This is a genomic window from Flectobacillus sp. (genome assembly GCF_049240685.1).
In the GTDB taxonomy this organism is placed as follows: Bacteria; Bacteroidota; Bacteroidia; order Cytophagales; family Spirosomataceae; genus Flectobacillus.
Genome location: NZ_JBMLSD010000191.1, coordinates 1 through 5,959 on the forward strand (window position 1 = coordinate 1; position 5,959 = coordinate 5,959).

At 36.0% G+C, this 5,959-nt stretch carries 3 protein-coding genes; all 3 read left to right on the plus strand.

From position 1 onward, the window contains the following. Positions 1–533 precede the first annotated feature (533 nt). The 3 genes from ACOVQ4_RS08735 (at position 534) to ACOVQ4_RS08745 (ending at position 5,751) form a co-directional block, all read left to right on the plus strand. Positions 534–872 carry a HopJ type III effector protein gene (locus ACOVQ4_RS08735; RefSeq protein WP_421820267.1) on the plus strand — a complete coding sequence of 113 codons (339 nt, stop codon included), beginning with the start codon at positions 534–536 and terminating at the stop codon, positions 870–872. A gap of 149 nt (positions 873–1,021) precedes the next feature. After that, positions 1,022–2,074 carry an arginyl-tRNA--protein arginylyltransferase gene (locus ACOVQ4_RS08740; protein WP_421820268.1) on the plus strand — a complete coding sequence of 351 codons (1,053 nt, stop codon included), beginning with the start codon at positions 1,022–1,024 and terminating at the stop codon, positions 2,072–2,074. A 500-nt stretch (positions 2,075–2,574) separates the two neighbouring features. Then, on the plus strand, positions 2,575–5,751 hold the full coding sequence (locus ACOVQ4_RS08745; protein WP_421820269.1) for a response regulator: 3,177 nt from the start codon (positions 2,575–2,577) through the stop codon (positions 5,749–5,751). Positions 5,752–5,959 lie beyond the last annotated feature (208 nt).

Consider the following 5,959-nt stretch of genomic DNA (forward strand, 5'->3'; position numbering starts at 1 on the left):
ACTTAGGTAATCGTGTAGAATTAGGTTTAAGTTTTGTGTTTTAGGCAACAGGCACAAGGCAAAGAGTGTTAAAATGCTTTTTAATAACCACAGCTATGCTTTTTTTAAAAAGCCCACCGCCGAACGCCATTATCTGAAAGCCTAAGCACAATCTCAAATTTTATTTTGCCTATTAACTTAGGTAAGTAGAAGGAAAGATTAAATCACTAGTATCTCAAAGGCAAAAATTGAGGATAACCTTTTGATTATTAATATATTAAAATAACTGATATACTGGTAACTAATAACGTCTCTTTAGTTAATCGTGTAGAATTAGATTTAAGTTTTGTGTTTAGAGACTAGGCTACAGGCACGAGGCAAAGAGTGTTAAATTGTTTTTGGGTAACTATAGATAGGTTTTTACTGAATGCTGAAAGCCTCCTTACTGAATTTTATTTGGTTTTAATTCTTGTGCATCTTATACCCTAAGATTTGTTTTGTAAATAGCATTTCTTGTTTTCATATTTTATCTTCACACCAAAAACAAATGAATCATGTCTGTTAATTCTTTACTTAGTAAAATTAAAACCGCTCCTGATGATATCGAATTTCAGGAAGTTATCGCAGTAATTGACGCCAACTACGCTTTTACTCCAACAAAATTTAGAAACGGAAATACCGTTAATGAAGCAGGACAAAATTCTGGCTCATGCAAAGTATTTTCTTTTGCTAAACTCAATGATTTGAATAAAGCTGAAACATTAGCCTGCTTTGGTGCGTTTTATCGCAACGACGTATTATTGAACCCAGAAGGTACCGACCACCAAAACATTCGCAACTTTATGGAGTTTGGTTGGGATGGCATTGAGTTTGAAGGACAAGCATTACAGTAGACTCAGAGAGGGTTATTGGCTAGGGAAAGGTTTCGAAAACTGCATTATTTTGTATAAAATACCTAGCCAATACTTTTCTTACTATAGTGGCATGATGAGTTTTTAGAGTAAAATCCTTAATTTTGTTTTTTAACGACTATTATTTAAAGATGTTTGCAGAAATAGAAAACCCCTTATTCATTGATCCACAAGAGCTTGACCATTATTTGGCCGATGGGTGGTTTAGAATGGGGCAAAGTATTTTTACCACAAACTTCTTAAAATTTAATCACGTATTTTATAGCGCGCTGTGGCTGAGAATTAACCTGCACGAGGCCGAATTTCCTAACACTAAAAACAAACTTTATAAGCTTAATAGTAAGTTTGAGGTGGAGATACAACCTGCCAAAATCAAACCCATTCAGGAAACGCTATTTGATAAATATCGAAGTCATATCACCTTCGAAACATCCACTTCGTTAGAGCAATTACTCTTCAACAACAGCAAAAGAGATATCTTCAATGCCTATGAAGTTAATGTATACGACCAAGAAAAGCTGATTGCAACAGGTTTTTTTGATTTAGGACTCGAGAGTTGTGCAGGAATTTCGTGCTTCTATGATCCCGATTACAAAAAACATAGCTTGGGAAAATACCTTATGTTTTTGAAAATGGATTTCTGTATCAAACGAGGACTGACCTTCTTTTACCCTGGGTATTTTGTACCTGGATACAAGTTGTTTGATTACAAGTTAGATCTTGCCAAAACGGCACTTGAGTTTCTTGATTATAGAGATAGCCAATGGTATCCAATTTCAACTTTTTCAGCTCAAAACACCCCACTAGTAGAAATCCAGCAACGCTTGGCTGAGCTACAGGCTTTGATTGAGCAGACTGGGCAAATTAGCGCCGTATATCATTATGAGTATTTTGATGCCAACTTGGTGCCATCCCTCAACGGTTTGGGACTTTTGGACCATCCACTTATGCTAATTTGTTTTGAGCAACAACCCAATCAGATTAATCCAATCGTGTTATTTGATGTTCGAAAAAAACATTTTCAGCTCTGGCTTTGCAATAGTATCTATAGTATGAACTATCAGGCCGAAATAGAAAATTTTTATGGAGAACATTTACTCCATCCGTTCCGACACTTGGTAAGTTGTGATTCGGCTGAAGCAATGGCTCAAGTGGTAACTACAGCTCTTGTAAAAGTGGATTAAAATTTGAAATCGATTGTTTTGACACCTAGATTATTTGAAAATAATACACCGCAGTTTCTCATATTAATTGATGTTTTTCAAACCTCAGCCTACAAAATATTGGCACGAAATTAGTTTATATCATATAAACGACGTATTTTACAATACAATTGCAGAAATAAAGGGAGCACTTTTGACTCATCCGTAACCATTACTTTATATTTAATCTGAGTATGAAATAAGTTTTGAGCTTTCGGCGGTGGACTTTGGACACAACATGTATGTAGTGATTAAAAGATTTTAAAACACTTTGCCTAGTGCCTAAACAAACAACTTAGATCTAATTTTGCACGATTACTTTAGTAGAAAAGAAAATATTAAATTACCAATATATCTGTAGCACATTTTGTTTGTAATCTTTTGATTATAAATACATTTCAATAACTGATATACGCTAAACTCATTACTTCTTTTTACTTTAGTAAATTAAAAAACAATCTAACCAAGCGACTATGAAGTTCTTGAGTAGGAAAACTAAGTATAACTCTATTCTCAGGAGATTAGTACTTACGATTTGCATACTTACTATTTTTGACAAAATTTACGCTATAAACTCAGGACAAGAAGATTTGAGAAGTGTAAATCTTAATGAACACGCTCCTATTTCGCTGAATGGAGAGTGGGCTTTTTATTGGAAAAAACTTTATACTTTATCTCAAGTAAAACAACACAAACCAGACTATTTTGTTGAATTCAACAAGGTTTGGAACGACCACCAGCAATTACACGATTCCAATAAAGCGTTTGGCTATGCCACCTATCACACGCAGCTGATAGTTAATGCTCAAAAAAATCCTGTTTTAGCCTTTTCGCTCCCCTCAGTGTACTCTAGTTATCGTTTTTGGATTAATAATACGGAACTTGCTCACAATGGTATCGTTGGCCAAGATATACGACATTATAAACCGCATTGGTTGCCTCAAGTACAGGTATATCCAGTTACCAAAGACACACTCGACTTGGTGATTCAAATTGCCAATTTTGATCATTATAAGGGAGGGGCTTCCCGAGCAATTAAGGTGGGTACTCCTTCACGTGTATACAACGAACGTGAGTTGGAGTTGGCCTCTGATATGTTACTCACAGGTATACTCGTAATGGGAGGCTTATTGTTTTTGGGGCTTTATTTTATGGGACAGCACGAAAAAGAAGTGCTTTACTTCGGTATTTTCTGTTTGTTTTTTGTATATCGGATAATTGGGGTCGACAATCTTTATTTTCTTCATCACTTGTTCCCAAATTTGGATTGGCATTTGACAATCCATTTCGAGTATGGAGCTATGTTTTTGGGAATATTTATTTTTAGTTTATTTTTAAGAAAATTATATCCAGCCGAAACAGGCGACCTATTTATCTACTTTATGGCGGGGGTTAGTTTAGCCTTTTTCGTAATGATGCTCATAGCACCTGTCTATGTATTTACCTATAGTGCTAATCTCTTTTATTACTTGGTTTTAGTCTTTGTGGGATACAATATTCTCACCGTGTTTAGGGCTTTCCTTAATAAACGACAAGGCTCAATTTATGCAATACTGAGTCTTGCCTTTTTTGGACTTGCTATTAGTCTGAGTATACTTGGTCATTATCAAATTATTGAGTATTATCCGATTTATTTTTCGATGGGATATTTGGGTTTTATCTTTTTCCAAAATTTAATCCTAAGCTATCGATTTGCCTTTTCGCTTCGAAACTCAAAAGAACTTGCAGAGCAAGCCGCAAGAGCCAAGTCTGAATTTTTGGCCAATATGAGCCACGAAATCCGTACGCCCCTCAATGGAATTATCGGATTTTCTGACTTGTTGATGAAAACCAAGCTCGAAGAAACACAACGTAAGTATATGTCGACGGTTTCGCAATCGGCACATTCGCTGTTAGATATTATTAACGATATTCTCGATTTCTCAAAAATAGAAGCAGGAAAGCTAGAATTATCCATCGAAAAAACTGACATTTTTGATTTAGGTAATCAAATCATCAGCATGATTGCCTTTCAGGCTGACAGTAAAAAGCTTGAAGTTTTACTAAATATTTCGAATGATATCCCAAGATTTATCTGGACCGATCCCGTTCGATTACGTCAAATACTTGTTAATCTATTAGGCAATGCCGTTAAGTTTACGTCTCAAGGCGAAGTAGAGTTGAAAGTAGAAGCCCAAAAAACCTACAACGAAGACGAATGGTTATTTACATTCGCTGTTCGCGACACAGGTATCGGTATAGACGAATCGAATCAAACAAAAATTTTCAATGCTTTTTCTCAAGAAGATGAGTCTACCACTCGCAAGTTTGGAGGTACAGGCCTGGGCTTAACCATATCCAACAAACTATTAGGCTTAATGGAAAGTAAATTGCAACTCCATAGCCAAAAAGGATTTGGAAGTACCTTTTATTTTGAGATAATCGTAAAAGCAGAACAGGGAGAACCTCTCCAATGGGAAAACCTTGAGAAACTACAAAAAGTATTGATTGTAGACGATAATGCCAATAACCGACATATCCTAAAAGACATGCTGGCCATTAAGTCGATTGCCTCAGACCAAGCCGAAAACGGAATTCAGGCATTAGATTTCTTGAAAGAAGGACGTAAATACGACCTCATCCTGATGGACTATCACATGCCATACATGGATGGTTTGGAAAGCATCAAACATATCAGAAAACTATCAGACTATACTCCCGACAAGCAAGACATTTTACTTTTATGTAGCTCATCCGACAATCAAGAGATTATTGAAGCTTGCAAGAAATATAAAGTAAAACAAAGGTTGATGAAGCCCCTCGGAATCAACTCCTTATTCAATGCGCTTTCTCAGTTAGATAGTGTCAATACCATCGATTCAGAAAGCTCGGAAAGCCTGCCTTATTTAACGAAAGAAGCTCTAAAAGTGCTAATCGTGGAAGACAACCCCGTGAATATGATGCTTGCCAAAACAATTGTAAAAGGACTTTTACCTCAAGCAGAACTGTTGGAGGCCGAAAATGGTAAAATTGCAGTAGATTTATTTAAACTCAATTGGATAGACCTCATTTTGATGGATATTCAGATGCCTGTAATGAGCGGCTACGAAGCTTCAAAGCTCATTAGAGCGTATGAAAATGGCCGTACCCAAACCCCAATTATCGCCCTAACGGCAGGAACAGTCAAAGGAGAAAGAGAAAAGTGTTTGGAAGCTGGGATGAACGATTATATTGCCAAACCAATTGTAAAAGGTGCCTTGGAAACAGCCTTAGTCACATGGCTAAACCTTGAGCCAAATCAAGAAACACTTTTAGCTAAAGAAGAATTTTTGCTTAATCCTCATGAGAAAACACACTTCAACAAAACCGATTTGCTAGAACGACTCGGAAATGACCCAGTCTTTATGGTGCAATTATTAGAAATTGCAGATAATCAATTACAAGAGTTTATGAGCGAGTTGAATGATTTATATCAACAAAAGAATATCAGAGGAATTAAGTCTTTGGCTCACAAACTAAAAGGCACCGCGTTATCGAGTGGTTTTGAGGAATTAGCCTCTTTGGCAGAAAAACTAGAAGCTCGAAAAGAGTTTGATGAGACTTATCACTCTCAAATAATCCATGATTTAGAACAAGAAGTATTTATTACAAGAAGCATCATAACCAAAGAGTTAAGTTAGGTTAAGTTAATTCGTAAAATAAAAAATTATTTTTGAGCATTAGGCTGTATGTAGGCTGTAGGCTATAGGCTGTAGGCTGTAGGCCTTATGCTAAAAAATGTCTTTTGTTACTAAAAACCATTTTTACACTTTTGCCTAATGCCTAATGCTTATTGCCTATTACCTATTGCCTATTGCCTAATGCCTATTACCTATTGCCTAATGCCTA